This is a genomic window from Campylobacter sp. (assembly GCF_017646085.1).
Lineage (GTDB): Bacteria > Campylobacterota > Campylobacteria > Campylobacterales > Campylobacteraceae > Campylobacter.
In genome coordinates, this window is record NZ_JAGCNF010000064.1 from 1 (window position 1) to 17,772 (window position 17,772).

Annotated in this window: 20 protein-coding genes and 1 pseudogene; 10 read left to right on the top strand and 11 right to left on the bottom strand. The window is 33.4% G+C overall.

The annotated features are described in order from the left end of the window. The 4 genes and pseudogenes from J6V67_RS03255 to J6V67_RS03270 all read right to left on the bottom strand — a co-directional run. Positions 1 to 492: pseudogene (locus J6V67_RS03255) on the bottom strand (1-deoxy-D-xylulose-5-phosphate reductoisomerase); the annotation flags it as partial. Beyond that, entirely contained in the window at positions 489 to 1,232 is a 744-nt protein-coding gene (locus tag J6V67_RS03260) for a phosphatidate cytidylyltransferase (RefSeq protein ID WP_291858699.1), read from the bottom strand. The pseudogene J6V67_RS03255 and the gene J6V67_RS03260, both read right to left, overlap by 4 nt. Positions 1,233 to 1,287: 55 nt before the next feature. Further along, positions 1,288 to 1,599 carry a hypothetical protein gene (locus J6V67_RS03265; protein ID WP_291858702.1) on the bottom strand — a complete coding sequence of 104 codons (312 nt, stop codon included), beginning with the start codon at positions 1,597 to 1,599 and terminating at the stop codon, positions 1,288 to 1,290. A 1-nt stretch (position 1,600) separates the two neighbouring features. Next, positions 1,601 to 1,954, bottom strand: coding sequence for a hypothetical protein (locus tag J6V67_RS03270; RefSeq protein ID WP_291858709.1), 354 nt, complete (start codon positions 1,952 to 1,954; stop codon positions 1,601 to 1,603). A gap of 128 nt (positions 1,955 to 2,082) precedes the next feature. On the opposite strand from J6V67_RS03270, the gene J6V67_RS03275 reads away from it, so the two are divergent. The 4 genes from J6V67_RS03275 (at position 2,083) to J6V67_RS03290 (ending at position 5,573) form a co-directional block, all read left to right on the top strand. Then, entirely contained in the window at positions 2,083 to 3,015 is a 933-nt protein-coding gene (locus J6V67_RS03275; RefSeq protein ID WP_291858712.1) for a D-2-hydroxyacid dehydrogenase, read from the top strand. Between the two features lie 3 nt (positions 3,016 to 3,018). Continuing rightward, complete coding sequence (locus J6V67_RS03280; protein WP_291858715.1) at positions 3,019 to 3,516, top strand: YajQ family cyclic di-GMP-binding protein; 498 nt, start codon at positions 3,019 to 3,021, stop codon at positions 3,514 to 3,516. An 11-nt stretch (positions 3,517 to 3,527) separates the two neighbouring features. Next, entirely contained in the window at positions 3,528 to 4,193 is a 666-nt protein-coding gene (locus J6V67_RS03285; RefSeq protein WP_291858719.1) for a hypothetical protein, read from the top strand. A gap of 75 nt (positions 4,194 to 4,268) precedes the next feature. Next, positions 4,269 to 5,573 (top strand): coproporphyrinogen III oxidase family protein, encoded by a 1,305-nt coding sequence (locus tag J6V67_RS03290; protein WP_291858722.1) that lies wholly within the window; start codon positions 4,269 to 4,271, stop codon positions 5,571 to 5,573. 7 nt (positions 5,574 to 5,580) lie between these two features. Here the strand turns inward: J6V67_RS03290 and J6V67_RS03295 are convergent, their stop codons facing one another. Then, a complete protein-coding gene (locus J6V67_RS03295; RefSeq protein ID WP_291858725.1) occupies positions 5,581 to 6,411 on the bottom strand; it encodes a peptidylprolyl isomerase in 831 nt (276 codons plus the stop codon). A gap of 71 nt (positions 6,412 to 6,482) precedes the next feature. Here J6V67_RS03295 and gltX point away from each other — a divergent pair, with 71 nt between their 5' ends. From gltX to gdhA, 4 genes are all read left to right on the top strand, one after another. Continuing rightward, on the top strand, positions 6,483 to 7,862 hold the full coding sequence (gene gltX, locus J6V67_RS03300) for a glutamate--tRNA ligase (RefSeq protein ID WP_291858728.1): 1,380 nt from the start codon (positions 6,483 to 6,485) through the stop codon (positions 7,860 to 7,862). Positions 7,863 to 8,051: 189 nt separating this feature from the next. Then, a complete protein-coding gene (locus tag J6V67_RS03305; protein WP_291858730.1) occupies positions 8,052 to 9,305 on the top strand; it encodes a malic enzyme-like NAD(P)-binding protein in 1,254 nt (417 codons plus the stop codon). 74 nt (positions 9,306 to 9,379) lie between these two features. Continuing rightward, positions 9,380 to 10,054, top strand: a complete 675-nt coding sequence (locus J6V67_RS03310; RefSeq protein ID WP_291858733.1) for an MqnA/MqnD/SBP family protein — start codon at positions 9,380 to 9,382, stop codon at positions 10,052 to 10,054. Between the two features lie 119 nt (positions 10,055 to 10,173). Further along, positions 10,174 to 11,538 carry an NADP-specific glutamate dehydrogenase gene (gene gdhA / locus J6V67_RS03315; protein ID WP_291858736.1) on the top strand — a complete coding sequence of 455 codons (1,365 nt, stop codon included), beginning with the start codon at positions 10,174 to 10,176 and terminating at the stop codon, positions 11,536 to 11,538. 32 nt (positions 11,539 to 11,570) lie between these two features. Here gdhA and J6V67_RS03320 read toward each other — a convergent pair whose 3' ends face one another. Genes J6V67_RS03320 through J6V67_RS03330 form a run of 3 tightly spaced genes read right to left on the bottom strand, consistent with a single transcriptional unit; the run spans position 11,571 to position 13,779 of the window. Further along, the gene (locus tag J6V67_RS03320) at positions 11,571 to 12,575 is read right to left on the bottom strand and encodes an alanine racemase (protein WP_291858739.1); all 1,005 of its coding nucleotides are present in this window, start codon (positions 12,573 to 12,575) and stop codon (positions 11,571 to 11,573) included. Then, on the bottom strand, positions 12,568 to 12,810 hold the full coding sequence (cmeU, locus tag J6V67_RS03325) for a CmeU family protein (protein WP_291858742.1): 243 nt from the start codon (positions 12,808 to 12,810) through the stop codon (positions 12,568 to 12,570). Before cmeU ends, J6V67_RS03320 begins: the two co-directional genes overlap by 8 nt. 3 nt (positions 12,811 to 12,813) lie before the next feature. Continuing rightward, positions 12,814 to 13,779, bottom strand: coding sequence for a L,D-transpeptidase family protein (locus J6V67_RS03330; protein WP_291858745.1), 966 nt, complete (start codon positions 13,777 to 13,779; stop codon positions 12,814 to 12,816). A 120-nt stretch (positions 13,780 to 13,899) separates the two neighbouring features. Between J6V67_RS03330 and J6V67_RS03335 the strand changes: the two genes are divergently transcribed. Continuing rightward, positions 13,900 to 14,331, top strand: a complete 432-nt coding sequence (locus J6V67_RS03335; protein ID WP_291858748.1) for a copper chaperone PCu(A)C — start codon at positions 13,900 to 13,902, stop codon at positions 14,329 to 14,331. Between the two features lie 14 nt (positions 14,332 to 14,345). Further along, on the top strand, positions 14,346 to 15,341 hold the full coding sequence (gene pseB, locus J6V67_RS03340; RefSeq protein WP_291858751.1) for a UDP-N-acetylglucosamine 4,6-dehydratase (inverting): 996 nt from the start codon (positions 14,346 to 14,348) through the stop codon (positions 15,339 to 15,341). On the opposite strand, the gene J6V67_RS03345 is transcribed toward pseB, so the two are convergent. The 3 genes from J6V67_RS03345 to J6V67_RS03355 are packed head-to-tail and all read right to left on the bottom strand — an operon-like array spanning position 15,342 to position 17,757. Then, on the bottom strand, positions 15,342 to 16,112 hold the full coding sequence (locus J6V67_RS03345; protein ID WP_291858791.1) for a metal ABC transporter permease: 771 nt from the start codon (positions 16,110 to 16,112) through the stop codon (positions 15,342 to 15,344). 26 nt (positions 16,113 to 16,138) lie between these two features. Further along, positions 16,139 to 16,900, bottom strand: a complete 762-nt coding sequence (locus J6V67_RS03350; protein WP_291858754.1) for an ABC transporter ATP-binding protein — start codon at positions 16,898 to 16,900, stop codon at positions 16,139 to 16,141. Then, positions 16,897 to 17,757 (bottom strand): zinc ABC transporter substrate-binding protein, encoded by an 861-nt coding sequence (locus J6V67_RS03355; protein WP_291858757.1) that lies wholly within the window; start codon positions 17,755 to 17,757, stop codon positions 16,897 to 16,899. The genes J6V67_RS03350 and J6V67_RS03355 overlap by 4 nt, the downstream gene beginning before the upstream one ends. Positions 17,758 to 17,772: the final 15 nt, after the last annotated feature.

Genomic DNA, 17,772 nt, shown 5'->3' on the forward strand with positions numbered 1-17,772 from the left:
ATAAAAGGCCCCACCACTAGCAGTGATAATCAACCTGTTAATTTGCACTTGTTCCTTAAGCAAAAATTTAAGCCCAAAATGCTCACTATCAATTGGCGTAATCTTTGAACAATCCAAAAACTGTCCACCAGCTACTAGGCTCTCCTTATTAGCTAATGCTAAATCAAATCCCAATCTAAGCGCAATAACACTAGGCAAAAGACCATCAAACCCTACAAATGCATTAATTAGCCTATCTCCATGGCTACTTTCATCACATGCTTTTAAAAAGTTTTCTATACCATCTTTTTTACTAAAGACGAATTTATGATCTACTTGTGCTTTTAGGCTATCATCATCTATATATACAAGCTTTGGGGCAAACTCAGCAATTTGTGAGTTTAACACTTTAACGCTACTTTTACATGCAAGTGCATTTACTTTTAATCCATATTGTCTGGCTAAATTTAGCGCATTTGTTCCAATGCTTCCACTACTGCCTAAGATTATCATACTAGCACCATATACATTGCTAAAACTCCAAATAGATACCCATCCATTCTATCTAATAATCCACCCTGTTCACCTAGTATTACACCGCTATCTTTAACGCCAGCTAAACGCTTTAAATAACTCTCAAATAGATCTCCAAATATCCCAAAAATTACCACACTAACTGAACATAAAATAACAATTAAAAAGTCTATATCCATCAAAAATAACCCAGCAGCCACACCAAATACAGACCCAATCACAAATCCGCCTACAACACCTTCAAGAGTCTTATTTGGGCTTGAAGCACTAAAATTTCTTTTGCCAAAAAATTTTCCTATAAAATAGGCCCCACTATCACTAGCCACCACGCTAAAAATAAGCCAAAATAGTGCTGCAATTCCATAACTTTGATAAATTGCAAAGAGCATAAACATTGGTGCAGTTGGATATATAAATGGCAAAATTATCTTTAAATTCTCATTTTTAGTATAAGCTAAAATACTTGCTACTACAATCAAATTTAGAAGTATTATCTTAAAAATATCTTGAATTCCACCAACAAAAGGTAATAGTGTAAAAAACGCCACTGCAATCACTGCAAGCGACTTTTCCTTAAGTCCATAAAGCTTTAGACTCTCTAGCACAGCAATAGCCAAAAGTGCGCCAAAAATAGCAAAATTTAGCCAAAAAATATCTAGCACCACAACTGCCAAAAACGCCGCAAACAAAGCGACCCCAACAAAAATTCTCTTTTTCATAAACCATCCTTAAAAGCTGTGATTTTACCCAAATTTAGCTAAAATTTAACCAAATTTAGTTGATGAATTTGGCTACTGTTTGGCGTTTATTATATGTATCAAAATATTTTATCTTAACCTTTCCAGCCCTATTTGGTAGCTTACATTGCAAAGCCCACTGCCTTACTACTCTATCTAGTAAGTTGCTAACTCCATCAATGCGACAGCTCTCTATCCTCTCTCCATCAAAACTTACTATAACATTACTTGTGCCAGTTCCATAAATATATGCCCCAAGCATTCCACGCTTAGCTACTACAATGTCTATTTTGCTGATATCTCCAGCTTGTAATGCTATACAAAAAAGCGCTAAAAATATATATCTCATATTACACCACTATATCTAATCTTTTAAACTCAATCCCATCCATCTCATCAAATTCACCATCGCTACTCTCATCAAGCTCAAATTCATCGCTTTCTTTATCATTGTGCTTTGGCTTGTGATTTTGTTCATTTAAATCCTCTTTTTGCGTCTGCTTTTCATGCTCATTTTCTGGATCAATTCTATAACTCTCCTCAGTTGGGCGAGTCTCTTCGACCTCTTTTTTCTTTTCAGCTGACGCTGCAGCATTCATTGCCATTTGCATATCTAACTTAGATTGAAAATCGCTTTGAACAGATGCTGCAACTGGAGCATTTTGATTTACATATATCATACTTGCTACTGGACCTATTGCCATGATTTTACCTTTTATTTTTATATATTCTACCAAGTAGATCGGCAAAATTTGTAAATATTTGCAAATTTAGCGCTCAAAATTAATAAAAAAATGTTAATATTTGCATTAATTCTTATAAAAGGGAGAATATGAAAATAGTATGTCTAGATGCTGATACGCTTGGCAATGATGTAGATTTAGATGCTGTATTTGGCAAATTTGGTGAGTTTATTAGCTATAATATGACTGATGCAAGTCAGACGATTAAGAGACTTCAAGGCGCTGATATCGTACTAACAAATAAAGTATTAATCACAAAAGATGTTATAGCTCAAACAAGCTTAAAGCTAATCTGTGTAACTGCGACAGGAGTAAATAATATCGACTTAGAAGCCGCAAAAGAGGCTAATATTCCAGTTAAAAATGTTGCAGGCTACTCTACAAATAGCGTAGCTCAGCAAACTTTTGCAAATATTTTAGCTCTTAGAAATAGTACAAGCTACTATGAAAATTATGGCAAAAATAGTGATGGATGGGCAAAAAGTCCAATATTTGTAAATTTAGATAGGCCAATTTTTGAGCTTAGTGGTAAAAAATTTTGTGTAGTTGGTCTTGGCACAATCGGCCTTGAAATAGCTAAAATAGCTCAAGCTTTTGGCTGTGATGTATGCTACTATTCAACAAGTGGAAACAACTCAAATAGCGAATTTAAAAGAGTAAGCTTTAAAGAGGCTTTACAGTGCGATATAATAAGCATCCACGCTCCTCTTAATGAAAATACAAAAAATTTATTTGATGCTAATGCCCTAAATCAGCTCAAAGATGGCACAATGCTTGTAAATAGTGGGCGTGGCGGCATAATAGATGAAGAAAAAATAGCTCAAATTATAGATGAGCGTGAAATTTATTTTGTTACTGATGTGCTTGAAAAAGAGCCAATTAGAGCCGATCATCCGCTACTAAAAGTAAAAAATAAAGATAGATTAATGATTACTCCGCATATTGCATGGGCAAGCGTAGAGGCTAGAAAAAAATTAATTGAGCTAAGTGCTAAAAATATAGAAGATTTTATAAAGGGGTAAAAAATGGCTGATGAACATAGCTTTGATATAAGTGCAAGTGTTGATATGATGGAGGTCAAAAACGCTTTAGAAGTAGCCAAAAAAGAGGTTGCCAATCGGTTTGACTTTAAAGGATTAAAAGCTGAAATTGAGCTAAACGAGAAAGATAAAACCATTACTCTTTTAAGCTCGAGCGACTCTAAAATAGACGCACTAAAAGATATAGTAATAAGCAAATTAATCAAACGAGAAATACCACCAGTTGCACTTAGTGAAAAAAATAGAGAAAATGCAAGTGGTGGCAATACAAAATGCATACTAAAACTAAATGATACCCTTGATAGCGACAATGCTAAAAAGATTACAAAAGCAATAAAAGAGGCTAAAATCAAGGTAAATGCATCAATTAGAGGTGATGAAGTAAGAGTAGTAAGTAAGTCAATCGATGAGCTTCAAAATACAATAAAGCTAGTAAAAGGTTTAAATTTAGAACTACCACTAAGCTTTAAAAATCTAAAATAAAAGGGCTAAAAATGAAATTAAAAAAATTAATTACAGCATTCTTGCTTTTAGTAGCAGTAGGGGCAAATGCTATTACTGAAGGTAAAGAGTATATAAAACTACCTTCTCATGCACAATTTAAAGATGCGCAAAATAGCGTTATAGAGATTTTTAGCTATGGATGTATCCACTGCTATAATCATTTTAGAGCTGGAACATTAAAGTTTGTATCTGAAATCTTGCCAGATCTAAAATATGATGAGTGGCAAGTGCGCCAAATGGGGGAATTTGGCTTTTTAATGAGTGAGGTTTTAGGCTATGCTAAGAGTATAGATGAGAAAAATGGTATAAATAGCCTAAGTGCAAAATCAAATTTTCACCAAGTATTAAAAGGCTTTTTTGAAGATGCTTTTGTAAATAAAAAAACATATAAAAATGGCGAAGAGTTCTACCAAAGAGCTATAAGTATTTTAAAAGCAAATGGCGTACAAAATGTCAGCATACAATCTATATTAAACTACGCAGATTCTAAAGAGGGTAAAGAGTATGCCAAACTCACTGATCAAGCTTTAGAAGTTGCTAAAATTAGCGGTACTCCTGGATTTGTAGTAAATGGTAAATACCTCATCAATATCGAACATGTAAATAGCCAAGAAGAGCTAGTAGAGGTAATTTCTGAACTTATAAAGATAAAATAGCTTAAAAATTTAATATTTAATTTAAAATCTCTGCTATAATTTGCCATTTAAATCAATTTTAAAGAGTTATAGCAGATGAAACCTCTCTCCATAGTTCAAAATTTAGCACTTAAATATGCAAAATATTCACTAAATAGATCTTTAAAAACTCAATTAAATTTAGATATTTTAGCGCATAGCACGACTAAAATTCCAGATCCAAATATAAACTATATGCTATATGCACACATACCATTTTGTCACACTTTTTGTCCATATTGTTCATTTCACAAGTATGCTTATGATAAAAATATTGCTAAAGAGTACTTTAATAATCTTCGCCAAGAAATGAAACAAATCCATACATTAGGATATAAATTTAATTCAATGTATGTTGGTGGTGGCACAACTCTTATAGATGAAGATGAACTAATAAAAACCTTAGAGTTAGCCAAAAAACTTTTTAACATAGATGAAATCTCATGTGAAAGCGATCCTAGTCATATAGAACCTACAAATCTTAAACGTTTTAAAGGATTAATTGATAGAATAAGTATTGGTGTACAAAGCTTTAATGATGATATTTTAAAACGTGTTGGAAGATATGAAAAATTTGGCTCAAGCACCAATCTAGTAAAAAAACTAAAAGATGCAGTTAATATCTTGCCCGTTACCAGCATAGATCTGATCTTTAACTTTCCAAATCAAACCAAAGATATGCTACTAAATGATATAAATCTAGCCAAAAGTATTGAAGCGCAGCAGATTACATTTTATCCCTTGATGAAATCAAATTTAACCAAAGCCAAAATCGCCTCTAGCCTAGGCAATAACTATAAAGATAATGAGTATGAGGACTACTCTATTATAGAGGAGAATTTCAAAGATTATCATAAAAATAATGCCTGGTCATACGCTAAAGAAAAAACTAATCTAAATGATGAATATGTAAGCTCAAATCACGAGTATTTAGGAATTGGAAGTGGCGGGTTTAGTTTTCTTGGCGGAGAGCTTTTTGTCAATGCATTTAATCTACAAAAATATAATGAAAAAATTCAAAATGGCAAAAGTTCAATAATTGCTCGTTGCGAATTTAATCTAAAAGAGCGAATCAAATATCTATTTTTAACCGAAATTTTTAGCGGATTTATCGATATTGATAAATTTAATCAAACTAATAATACAAATCTACTTAAAACTCTAAATTTAGAGCTTAAACTCTTAGATATTATCGGTGCGATAAAAATTCAAAATAACAGTATAAAATCAACTCAATTTGGTAGATATTTATGGCTTAGTTTGATGAAAGAATTTTATACTGGAATGGATAAAGTCAGAGCTATTTTCAAAGATGATGCAAAGCTTAAAAATAGCTCAAAAATTAATATAATGAAGAGTTAAATTCAAACTATTTTTGAATATATTTTATATTTGCTTTTACCTTTAATTTATTAAAATAATCCATTACCGCAGCCTCTTTTTCTTGGGCTACCATTGCATTTACCACGGCCTGTTCTACCGCTTCAAATGGCGGTAAAACTGAGCCACTTTTAGCCACTATATAAAATCTTTCTAACCCCATTGGTCCTTCTAAAATCGGTGTAAATTCACCATTTGGAGTAGTATTAAAGATATAAACTAACCCCGGGGCAATCTCAGATGAACTTAGACTTAAATTCTCTTTTTGTACTCCGTTTATTTTTGCTTTATAATCTTTAGCTTGCAAATTTAAAGCCTGCGGATCATTTGAAGTATAACGAATTAGGCTAACCTTATCAAATTGCAAAAACATTCCAGGATTATTTTCATAAAATCTTTTAGCATTTTGTGGGGTGATATTTTGGTTTGGAGTATTTAAAATTCCAGCATAAAGCTTCTCTTTTTTAATCGATATTTCCATATCTTCACGCATTTGTGTTTCACTTGTACCACGAGATTTTATAACTGATTTAAATGTTTCAACGCTCATTTTATTTGCACTGGCTAACTGGGCGATCTTTTGTTCTATTTCTAATTGGCTTGCAGTTATATTTAGCTTTTTTATTTGAGCAAGCTCAAGTTTATCTTTTATTAATAGATTTAGTGCAGCCTCTTTGTTTAGATTCATCTTAGTCATCGTAGTATTTAGCTCATAAGTTGTAATAGGCTCATTATCTACAGTCGCAACTAAACCACCTACAAATCTAGCATTAGCACTAATAGCTAAAAATAGTGCTGTAAAAATTAAATTTTTTATCATATAAAACCTTTATTAAAGCAAATTTGAGCTAAAATTATATCTAAATTTAAATAAATAATAGGATAATTATAATGCTAACTACAAGATTTGCTCCCTCTCCAACTGGATTTTTACACATCGGTGGGCTTAGAACTGCGCTATATAGCTATCTTTATGCTCGTAAAAATGGCGGTAAATTTCTACTTCGTATAGAAGATACTGATCTTAAAAGAAACTCGCAAGAGGCTACAATTGCTATTAGAGAGGCCTTTAACTGGTGCGGATTAGACTATGATGGCGAAGTGGAGTATCAATCAAAAAGATTTGATATTTATAAAAAATATATTGATCAGCTACTAAAAGATGGCAAAGCCTATAAATGCTATACTACGCAAGAAGAATTAGCTCAAATGAGAGCTCAAGCTGAAGCTAACAAGCAAAGACCAAAATATGATGGCAGATATAGAGACTTTACTGGTACTCCACCAGAGGGTATAGAACCAGTAATTCGTATAAAAGCTCCGCTTGATGGAGTAATCGAATTTACTGATGGAGTAAAAGGGTATATTAAATTTAACTGCGAGGATATCTTAGATGATTTTATCATTGCTAGAAGCGATGGAAGTCCAACATACAACTTCTGCGTTGTTATAGATGACGCACTTATGGGTGTATCACATGTCATTAGAGGCGATGATCATCTAAGCAATACACCAAAACAAATCATATTATATGAGGCACTTGGATTTAAAATACCTCAATTTTTCCATGTAGCTATGATTAATGGAAGCGATGGAGCTAAACTAAGCAAACGCCACGGAGCAACAGATGTAATGGAATATAAAAATATGGGCTATTTGCCTGAAGCATTGCTAAATTTCTTAGTGCGTCTTGGTTGGAGTCATGGAGATGATGAAATTTTTAGTATGCATCAAATGCTAGAGTTATTTGATCCATATAATCTAAGCAAATCCGCCTCCACATACAATCCATCAAAACTAGAATGGCTAAATGCTCATTATATCAAATCTTTACCATTTGAGAGATTAGCTGATGATATGCTATATTTTGGAATAGATTTTAGAGCAATAAATAAAGGTCAAATGTTGCTAGATTTACTAAGAGAACGATCAAAAACTCTTTTAGAACTAAAAGCCTCAGCACTTGCTATCATCAATCAACCAGTAAGTTACGATCAAAATGCTGTAAAAAAATTTATAAATGATGAGAATAAATTGCTTTTAAGCGAATTTGCCAACTCTCTTGGTAATGCCAATATGGACGCTAAAGCAATAGAAGAGATGACAAATGAGTTTTTAACTCAAAAAGGCAAAAAGCTAAAAGATCTAGCTCAACCAATTAGAATAGCAATCACAGGTAGCGCAGTAAGCCCAAGTATCTTTGAAGTTATAGAATTTATTGGTCTTGATGAACTAAAATCTAGAATTGAAAACTTCCTAAAATCTCTATAAATTTAGCTAGAGCTTAAAGCTCTGGCTTCTGCTTTGTTAAATTTAGCTTAAATTTAGCATTTAATTTACAAAAAGTAACACCTAAATAATAAATTTTATCTATTATGCAAATATTTACCTCCTATAAAATAAATTTAGGTTATAATTCTACATTATTTAAAAATTTAAAGTTAAATTTAAGGAAATACTATGAGTTTAAAACAAAAAGCTCTTGATTACCACATCGATGGCAAGATAGAAATCAATGTCAAAAAACCTTGCGTAAGCGCCGAAGACTTAAGCTTGGCATATAGCCCAGGTGTTGCTGAACCATGCATGGAGATAAGCGCAAATAACGAACTAGCGTATAAATACACAAATAAAGGCAACCTAGTAGCAGTAATCACTGATAGCACTGCTGTTTTAGGGCTTGGCGATATTGGCTCAGTAGCTGGCAAACCTGTAATGGAAGGCAAGGCTGTTTTATTTAAAAAATTTGCAAATGTAGATGCTTTTGATATTGAACTTGATGAGAAAGACCCTGATAAAATCGTAGAAATTTGTAAAGCTTTAGCTCCTACATTTGGTGGTATAAACTTAGAAGATATAGCTGCTCCAAAATGTTTTTACATAGAAAAAAAACTTCAAGAAAGCGTAAATATTCCAGTAATGCACGATGACCAACACGGCACAGCTATTATCACAACTGCAGGTTTATTAAATGCTTTAGAGATCAATGGCAAAGATATTAGTCAGATAAAAGTTGTAGTAAGTGGTAGCGGCGCAGCTGGTATTGCGTGTGCGAAAATGTATCAAAGTGTTGGTGTTAAAAATATCATAATGTGCGATAGCAAAGGTGTTATACACTCAAAAAGAGATGATTTAACAGAACAAAAGAAAGAATTTGCAATCGATACCGATGCTAGGACACTAGCCGATGCATTAAAAGGAGCTGATATGTTCTTAGGCTTATCAAAAGCTAAACTTTTAACTCAAGATATGATAGAAAATATGGCTAATAATCCTATAATTTTTGCTCTAGCAAATCCAGAGCCAGAGATCAGACCAGAAGTAGCTCACGCAATTAGAGATGATATTATTATAGGAACAGGTAGAAGCGACTACCCAAATCAAGTAAATAATGTTTTAGGATTTCCATTTATATTCCGTGGCGCACTAGATGTAAGAGCAACAAAAATTACCGAAAATATGAAAATTGCAGCCGCTATGGCTCTAGCACAACTAGCAAAAGAGAGTGTTCCTAGCGAGGTTTGTAAAGCTTATGGCGTAGATGAGATTAAATTTGGTAAAGATTATATAATCCCAAAACCATTTGACCCAAGAGTACTTTTAGTAGTAGCTCCTGCTGTAGCAAAAGCAGCTATAAAAGATGGAGTTAGTCTAGTTAAAGAGCTAGATGAAGATTTATATATTCAGAGTTTAAAAGAACTTAAATTAAGCTAAATTTAGTATAATTAGCCTTTTATTTTGCGAGATTTACTTGATAAATTTCGCATAATTTATCTAAAGGCTAATTAATGTTATTTGGTAAAATTGATTATTTAAATCTACTTCCATTTCATGTATTTTTAAAGCGTTATCCACTAAGCAATCAAGCTAAAAAATCAATTGAATTTAAAAAAGGAACCCCAGCCAAACTCTGCCAAGCTTTAAGCAAAAGACAAATTGATGCAGCTATAATATCAAGTATAGAAAGTAGAAATCCAAAATATACTAAACTAAATTTAGGAATATGTTCAAACGGTTCAGTAAAATCTGTTTTAGTGCGTAAAAATAGTGAAAAAAAACTTGACCAAGCATCAAAAAGCTCAAATATGCTCAGTAAAATCCTAAAACTAAATGGAGAAGTAATAATAGGCGATGAAGCTCTAAGGCAATATCTAAAAGATGGCGGTGATAAATTTTATGATATGGGGGAGATTTGGCATCAAAAAACTGGCCTACCTTTTGTTTTTGGGCTATTTTGCTGTAATAAAAATCAAAATCTATACAAAAAAATTATTAATCAATTCTTAAAGCAAAAAATAAAGATACCAAAATACATACTAAATGAGTATGCAAAAAGTAGAAATATATCGCCAAGCCTGATTTTATGGTATCTAGAGCACATTAGTTATAGTGTGAATATCAAAGAAAAAAGAGCTTTAAAAAAATTTATCTCTCTAGCAAAAAAGCATAATTTTCAACCTTAAAGTGAGTAAAATTGTAACAGTATAATTAATAATTTACTAAATTTCATCTATATTAAGCGTAAATTTAAGAAAAATTAAATAAAATCTAGCTACATAAAAATTTAATAACAGGAGTTACAATGTCAGTACACGAATATATAAACCAAACGCTTGAAAATATTAAAAAATCAAGCCCTGGTCAAACAACATTTTTACAAGCAGCTACAGAGGTTTTACACACACTAGAACCACTTTTAACTAGAGAAAAGAAATATCTAGATCATAAAATTATAGATCGTATTGTAATGCCTGAGAGAACCACGATGTTCCGTGTAACATATATGAATGACAAAAACGAGCCTTGTTCACACTTTGGTTATCGTGTAGAGTTTAACTCTGCTCTTGGACCATACAAAGGCGGTTTAAGATTCCATCCTTCAGTATGTCTTGATATTATTAAATTCCTAGGATTTGAACAAATCTTTAAAAATTCTCTAACAGGTCTAAATATGGGCGGCGGAAAAGGCGGCGCAAACTTTGATCCTAAGGGTAAAAGCGATGGCGAAATTATGAGATTTTGTCAAGCATTTATGAATGAACTCTACAAACTAATTGGCGATGTAAAAGATGTTCCAGCTGGCGATATCGGCGTTGGCGGTAGAGAAATTGGCTATATGTTTGGTCAGTATAAAAAATTAACAAACCGTTTTGATGGTTCTTTAACAGGCAAGGGGCTAAACTGGGGCGGTAGCTTAGCAAGAACAGAAGCAACTGGTTATGGTTCAGTCTATTTTGCTCAAGAGATGTTAAAAAAACAAAACAGCAGCCTAGAGGGTAAAAAATGCTCAATCAGTGGCGCTGGAAACGTAGCAATTTATACAGCTCAAAAACTATATCAACTTGGCGCTCTTCCTATAACAGTTAGTGATTCAACTGGATTTATATATGATAGCGAAGGTATAGATGTAGAATTGCTAAAACGCATTAAAGAAGTTGAGCGCAAAGGTCTTAGCGAATACGCAGCTGCTAAACCAAGTGCTAAATTTACTCCAGTTAATCAATATAAAGCTGGAACAAATGGTGTATGGAGCGTTCCTTGCGATGCAGCATTCCCAAGTGCAACTCAAAATGAGCTAAATTTAGAAGATATCAAAACACTTTATAGCAATGGTTGTAGATTAGTTTGCGAAGGCGCAAATATGCCAAGCACACTTGAAGCAATCGACTTTATGCTAGCTCAAAAAGACTTCTTATTTGGCCCTGCTAAAGCTGCAAATGCTGGCGGTGTAGCAACTAGCGGTCTAGAAATGGCACAAAATGCAAGTATGCAAAAATGGACATTTGATGAAGTAGATAGCAAACTTCATAGAATTATGACAAATATCTTCCACGATAGCTATGATACATCAGTTGAATTTGGCGAACCAGGCAACCTAGTTTTAGGAGCAAATATCGCTGGATTTAGAAAAGTTGCTGATGCAATGATAGATCAAGGATATGTATAATAGACTTTCTAGCCGGCTAATGTCGGCTAGATTTACTCTACTACTCTTCTATTAATTAAAGGACTAAGCTTAACTAAAACATCATAATTAATAGTATTAAAAAACTCCGCCCATATATTTGCATCATCTATTACACAAATTCTCTCGCCCATATCAATAGAGCTAAAACTATCCATAGACATCTTGCCTAAAATTGGCTTACCATTAGCTAAATTTAATTCCCCTTTGCCATTATAACGAAACAATCCATCTCCATAGCCAAGGTCATATGTAGCTATATCCATATCATGCTTAGCCGTAAATACGCCACCATAGCCCACGCTTTGACCAGCTTTTAATACTCTAGAGCTTACACGATTTGCATATAGTTTTAAAACTTTTTTTAGCCCTAGACTCTCATCAAAGCCAGAATATCCAAATTGTGCCATACCGGCACGAACATACTCATCGCCTACATCGCTAGCTCTTTCTATGGCTGCAGAGTTGTGAGAGTGAAATATAAGATTTTTACTAAAGAGCTCTTTTATCATGGACTTTGCCAACTCAAAATTATCTTTTTGCACAAAATAATCTGCTCCATGCTCATCGCTAGCTCTAAAGTGCGTAAAAGCTCCTTTTAAATTCAAATTTCGTCTTTTGATAATCTCAATAGCACTTTTAATATGGCTAACATCTATACCATTTCGGTGCATCAATGTATCAATAGCAAGATGAATTTGAGTACCAGATTTAATAAGCTCTAAAGCTCTAATATCATTAATAGCATAGATAAACTCACTGCTCTCATTTCCAGTTGGCAGATGAGAAAGCACTATAATACTCTTAAATAACCCAGCTAATTCCCTAGCCTCAGTCTCATTTTTTACACATGTTATCTCTATACCAAATTCACTTGCGATTTTACCCATTAAAAGTGCTCCATGTCCATAAGCATTATCTTTTAATACAGAAATTATTCGCTTTTTAGAGCCTATTTTTTTGGCAATTTGAGTAAGATTATGCTCATAGGCACTCTTAGAGAGTATGATCTCAGACATTAAAGCTCAAATCAAATTTTTTATAAATATGTGGCAACATCTTTCTTACTGCATAATCATATGCATAAAACTCTTTATATAAAGCTTTTAAGCTTGGCTCTTTGCATGCATCAAAATCAAATGCTGTACTATTGCCATGTTTTGGCACATTAGCATCTAAAACATCAAAAAATCTACCCCTTGCAGCTAAAAACTCTTCTATTTGCTTTTTAACTAACTCTTTATCATCGCTCATTTTTTACTCCTCTATTAATATTTTCATCTTATTATTTTCTACAGCCACATATAGCACCTTTTGCCCATCAAAATTATATGTATCAGCTCTATATCTCTCATCAAAGCTCACACGATAAATATTTTTACTATCAGTGCTAGGATATGGTACGATTGTGAAGTTTTTAAATTCAATTATCTTGCTTTCATTCTTACTAAATACTCTTTTTTTCATCGCCGAAAATTCGCTTAATTTCATTCCATCAAAACGGCGAAAATCACTACTATAAAAGCTTAAATATCTATCCAAATCACTTATCGTCCAAGCCTCTTTCCACGCAAAAAGTCCAGCAAAAATCACTGCAATATCTGAAGTTAAAGCTTGTGGATAGCCTTTTTCACTAATTAATACAATGGATTTATTATTTTTTACGACATCTTCAAAGGCTAATAAAAGATCATTTTTCATCGCCACACAACCTCTGGTTTCTACTTCATTCTCTCTTACATCACCCTCCATCGGATAGCCGTGAATCCAAATCCCGCTACCAGTTCTGCTGCGCATCTTATCGTATAAATTTGGATATGAAAGACTAAAGGCAACTGGTCCATAATATGTTGTTGGCGGGGTAAATCTGCGAGTAATCTCATATGCGCCTACAGGCGTTTTTAGATCACCCTCGGCTAGTTTTTCGCCCATTAATCCAGTGATTATTTCATTGCTTTTTAGCACCTTAATATTACCATTTTCATATCTATTTATTGAAATTTGCTTTGCAGTTTTATCCACTGCAATAATAAGTCTATCGCTATTACTATAATAGCCGTATGTCAAGTTCATATCTTTTAAATTATTATTCCAGTATTCTGGATTTTGAAGATTTTTTTCTATCTTTTTTTGCACTGCTGTGATACCGCCTTGAAGGTATAAATCTTCTAATTCACCAGCAATCATACAAGCTGAAATTAGTAGCAAAATAAGCTTTTTCACTCTGTTTTTCCTTGAATTTTATAAATTTTTAAATTCCAAAATTATATCAAAATCGGTTGAAAATTAATTTAAATTCCTGTATAATTTGACCTATTTAAATTTTTATACAAGGATATTGCAATGTTTAAATATTTCTCTTTAGCAGCTATAACTATGCTTACTTTACAAGCTGAAGTTTTATTGGTTGACCCATATGCCAAAGCAACTCCACCAAATGCTAAAAATAGTGCTGCATTTATGAAAATTGAGAATAAAAGCAATAGCGACATAGAACTACTAGCAGCCAGTAGTAATATCAGCAAAGTAACTGAAATTCACACTCACATAGAAGAAAATGGTATGAAAAAAATGATACAAATTCCAAGTATCAAAATCCCAGCTAATTCATCAGTTGAACTCAAACCAGGTGGACTTCATATAATGTTTTTAGGTATTCAAAATCAAATCAATGAAAATAGCCATATAGACTTAAATTTAACCTTTAGCAATGGCAAAACTTATGAACTAAACCAAATTCCGGTTAAAAAAGTAATTCCAGCTAAGATGCATTAATATTAGGAGAAGCGGTGTTTAACAATAAAAATATTTTAATAACTGGTGGAACTGGTAGTTTTGGTAAAAAATATACCAAAATATTGCTAGAAAATTATAAACCAAACAAAATAATAATCTACTCACGAGATGAATTAAAACAATATGAAATGGCACAGGAGTTTTCAAGCTCATCAATGCGATATTTTATCGGTGACGTGCGTGATGAAAATAGACTAAACACTGCTATGAATGGTGTAGATTTTGTCATCCATGCTGCTGCGATGAAGCACGTACCAATCGCAGAATATAATCCAATGGAGTGTATTAAAACAAATATTCATGGCGCTCAAAATGTAATTAATGCTAGTTTAAAAAATAGAGTAGAAAAGGTAATTGCTCTAAGTACTGATAAAGCGTGCAATCCTGTAAATTTATACGGTGCTACTAAACTTGCGAGCGATAAACTCTTTATAGCAGCCAATAACATCGCAGGCACAAGCCCAACTAGATTTAGTGTCGTCAGATATGGTAATGTTGTAGGCTCAAGAGGTTCAGTAGTTCCACTATTTAAGCGCCTAATCGCAAATGGTGCAAAAGAGCTGCCAATCACAGATGAGAGAATGACTAGATTTTGGATTACGCTTGAAGATGGGGTTAAATTTGTTCTTAAAAACTTTGCTAGAATGCAAGGTGGTGAGCTATTTATCCCTAAGATTCCATCTATGAAAATTATTGATTTAGCTGCGACTCTAGCGCCAAATTTACCTATTAAAATCATTGGAATTCGTCCAGGCGAGAAACTTCATGAAATAATGATAAGTGCTGATGATACTATGCATAGCTTGGAATTTGATGATCATTATGTAATTGGACCATCTATTAAATTTTATGATACACAAGCAAATTTTGCTATTAATAAACTTGGCGAAAAAGGTCGTGCCGTAAGTAGTAATTTTGAGTACCGTTCAGATAATAATACTCAATGGCTTGATAAAGCTTGGCTAGAGACAATGATAGAGAGGATTTAATCATCCTCTTTTACAAAACTCCACTACAAAAAATACCACAGTAGCTACAGCAATAATAGCAGCTCCGCTAGTTAAATCAAAATAATAGCTAAGCATTAATCCACAAATGATAAAAAGTGCTGACAAAATTGCTGAGAGTAGCATCATTGTAGCTAAATTTGGGCTAAATTTTTCAGCAATATATGGTGGGATACTAAGCAAAGCAATTACTAAAATAAGCCCTACAACCCTAATAGTGCTAACTACACAAAGTGCGATTAATGCGCTCATTAAATAGTATAAAAAGTTAACATTTACACCTCGAAGCTTAGCAAACTCACTATCAAAGCAAAAAGCACAAATTTGAGTATAAAAAAGCAAAGCAAAAGCTATAAAAATAGCATCCAAAATACCCATAAATATCAGATCTTCCACGCTTACTGCTAAAATCGAACCAAATAGATAACTCATCAAATCAGCATTATATCCTGGACTAAGATCAACAAAAATAATCCCAACAGCCATTCCAAACGCCCAGATAGCACCAATTACGCTATCTATTCGATCACGATTTTGTCCACTAATAAATGCGATCAATAACCCAATTGCTACTGCAAACCCGGCCGCTCCAAGAAGTGGAGATGCACCTAAAAAAAAGGCTATTCCAATCCCGCCATACGCCCCATGCGCAACACCACCAGCGATAAATGTCATCTTATTTATCACAATAAGTGAACCAATCACACCACACGCTATACTAACTAAAATCCCAGCAACTAAAGCATTTTGCATAAAGCTAAAGCTTAAAATCTCCACTACTACTCCTTATGTGAAGCACAACCACAACTATTAAGCGCTAGTTCAACATCGCAAAAATGTGTATGACTCTTACTAAGATGATTTATAAACTCTCTATTATCTAAATTTGAAATATCATGAAGCACTACGTTACCGCTATTTACATAGGCGACTTTAGTAGCAAAATTCATAGCCATATTTATATCATGACTTATGGCAATTACTCCTACATTTGCCTGATTTATCTCCCTAAGTGCAGAATAAATTTGCGCCTGGCCTTGGGTATCAATACTTGCTGTTGGCTCATCTAGCATTAAAATCCTAGCCCCGCTTACTAATGCTCTAGCGATATAAACCCTTTGTCTTTGACCGCCACTAAGTGCGCCAATTCCCCTTGTGCTAAAATCTTGCATACCTACCATCTCAAGAGCTTGCATAGCCATATTTTTATCTGCTTTTGAATAGAACTTAAATAGCCCACTACGCAGTCTTCCCATCAGCACAACTTCTAAAACACTCATTGGAAAGGTTTTATTAACTGGGATATACTGCGGAACATAGCCAATTAGTTCTTTTGCTAATTTTGGTGGCTTAGAATCTATACTAATTTTACCAGATTGTGGCTCTAAGATTCCAAGCATTAGCTTTAAAAGTGTACTTTTACCTCCGCCATTTGGTCCAATAATTGCTAAAAAGTCTCTACTATGGTAGCTAAAATTTAAATTTTTAAAAATATTACTATCGTCATAGCCAAAGCTTAAATTCGTAATCTCAATATTCATAGCGAACTTTTAAAAATATCAGCAATTGTATACATATTCTCAAGCCAATTTTTTGATAAATGATTGATTTCTACTAACTTTGCGCCAGTTTGTTCTGCGATTAATTTAGCTGATTTTTGACTAAACTCAGGTGAGATGAAAATCACCTTGATATTTTCACTCTTTGCCATTTTAATAAGCTTTGCAAGGGCAGCAGGCTTTGGCTCTTTGCCGCCTGATTCTATAGCGATTTGAGTTAGATTGTAACGCTTAGCAAAATATCCCCAAGATGGATGAAAAACCATAAATTTTCTATTTTCTAACCCTTTTAAACTCTCTTTTATATAAGTATCAAGTTTATCTATTTGCTGGTCAAATTTAGCTAAATTTTGGCTATATAGCTCGCTATTTTGTGGATATTTTTGACTTAAGGCATTAGCAATTATTTTAGATTGTTCCTTTACCATTATAGGGTCAAGCCAAATATGAGTATCAAATTCATGCTCATGTTCTTCATGTTTATGATCGCCATGTTCGTGGTGATCATGATGAGTGATTTTATCATCTTTTGGTGTTTTGCCTTGAGTTTTTATAACTTTTAAATTTGGAAATGCCTTGCTAAATTTAGGCAACCAAACATCCTCATATTCTATTCCAACTGCAAAGAAAAGATCGCTATTTTCAAGCTTTTTCATATCGCTAGCTCGAGGCTCAAATGAGTGTGGATCGGCAAATTCTTGAACAATCGTATTAACCTCAACGCTACTAGCACTAATTTGCTCAATAAAAAATGCCGTTGGCAAAATACTTGCACTCACTACCGGCTTAGCCCAAATCACTCCAACTAAAAATGCCAAAATCAAGCTAAATCTAAACATATTTTCTCCATAAAA

Bases quoted from the DNA above. Each gene is read 5' to 3' on its own strand.
- J6V67_RS03260 (WP_291858699.1), bottom strand. From the start codon at position 1,232: ATGAAAAAGAGAATTTTTGTTGGGGTCGCTTTGTTTGCGGCGTTTTTG.
- J6V67_RS03265 (WP_291858702.1), bottom strand. From the start codon at position 1,599: ATGAGATATATATTTTTAGCGCTTTTTTGTATAGCATTACAAGCTGGA.
- J6V67_RS03270 (WP_291858709.1), bottom strand. From the start codon at position 1,954: ATGGCAATAGGTCCAGTAGCAAGTATGATATATGTAAATCAAAATGCT.
- J6V67_RS03275 (WP_291858712.1), top strand. From the start codon at position 2,083: ATGAAAATAGTATGTCTAGATGCTGATACGCTTGGCAATGATGTAGAT.
- J6V67_RS03280 (WP_291858715.1), top strand. From the start codon at position 3,019: ATGGCTGATGAACATAGCTTTGATATAAGTGCAAGTGTTGATATGATG.
- J6V67_RS03285 (WP_291858719.1), top strand. From the start codon at position 3,528: ATGAAATTAAAAAAATTAATTACAGCATTCTTGCTTTTAGTAGCAGTA.
- J6V67_RS03290 (WP_291858722.1), top strand. From the start codon at position 4,269: ATGAAACCTCTCTCCATAGTTCAAAATTTAGCACTTAAATATGCAAAA.
- J6V67_RS03295 (WP_291858725.1), bottom strand. From the start codon at position 6,411: ATGATAAAAAATTTAATTTTTACAGCACTATTTTTAGCTATTAGTGCT.
- gltX (WP_291858728.1), top strand. From the start codon at position 6,483: ATGCTAACTACAAGATTTGCTCCCTCTCCAACTGGATTTTTACACATC.
- J6V67_RS03305 (WP_291858730.1), top strand. From the start codon at position 8,052: ATGAGTTTAAAACAAAAAGCTCTTGATTACCACATCGATGGCAAGATA.
- J6V67_RS03310 (WP_291858733.1), top strand. From the start codon at position 9,380: ATGTTATTTGGTAAAATTGATTATTTAAATCTACTTCCATTTCATGTA.
- gdhA (WP_291858736.1), top strand. From the start codon at position 10,174: ATGTCAGTACACGAATATATAAACCAAACGCTTGAAAATATTAAAAAA.
- J6V67_RS03320 (WP_291858739.1), bottom strand. From the start codon at position 12,575: ATGTCTGAGATCATACTCTCTAAGAGTGCCTATGAGCATAATCTTACT.
- cmeU (WP_291858742.1), bottom strand. From the start codon at position 12,810: ATGAGCGATGATAAAGAGTTAGTTAAAAAGCAAATAGAAGAGTTTTTA.
- J6V67_RS03335 (WP_291858748.1), top strand. From the start codon at position 13,900: ATGTTTAAATATTTCTCTTTAGCAGCTATAACTATGCTTACTTTACAA.
- J6V67_RS03345 (WP_291858791.1), bottom strand. From the start codon at position 16,112: ATGCAAAATGCTTTAGTTGCTGGGATTTTAGTTAGTATAGCGTGTGGT.
- J6V67_RS03350 (WP_291858754.1), bottom strand. From the start codon at position 16,900: ATGAATATTGAGATTACGAATTTAAGCTTTGGCTATGACGATAGTAAT.
- J6V67_RS03355 (WP_291858757.1), bottom strand. From the start codon at position 17,757: ATGTTTAGATTTAGCTTGATTTTGGCATTTTTAGTTGGAGTGATTTGG.